Source organism: Pseudomonas sp. PDM15 (assembly GCF_014851565.1).
Lineage (GTDB): Bacteria > Pseudomonadota > Gammaproteobacteria > Pseudomonadales > Pseudomonadaceae > Aquipseudomonas.
Genome location: NZ_JACVAA010000035.1, coordinates 1 through 348, shown reverse-complemented (window position 1 = coordinate 348; position 348 = coordinate 1). Strand labels below are relative to the sequence as shown.

Genomic DNA, 348 nt, shown 5'->3' with positions numbered 1-348 from the left:
CCAACGAGTACATCCAGGGCTATCAGCGCAAGCCAGTGACTCAGGCGCAGGTGTCGCTGACGCAGACCTTTGACCAGGTGCTGAAGGCAACGCGTCTTACTGTAATCGGCGAGGTGGGCTACAACCACATTGCCGATATCGGTGAAGGCAGTGGTGATGAGGCCCGCTTCGGGCGTGACTCGGTATTTGGCTCTGGCGAATACACGCAGCCCTCGCTGCTCGGATCAAGCATCTGCGAAACGTTGCTCAACCCTCAGGTGGAAAACTGCAACGACGACGGTTTCTACACCCAGAACTCTTGGGGCTATCGACTTCGCGCCAACCTTGAGTACACCAACGTCATCGCTG

The 348-nt window shown here is 57.2% G+C and carries 1 protein-coding gene; it reads left to right on the top strand.

Annotation, left to right across the window (positions count from 1 at the left end; translation table 11 throughout):
* A partial coding sequence (locus IB232_RS24095; protein WP_192400908.1) for a DUF1302 family protein occupies positions 1-348 on the top strand: 348 nt, incomplete at both ends.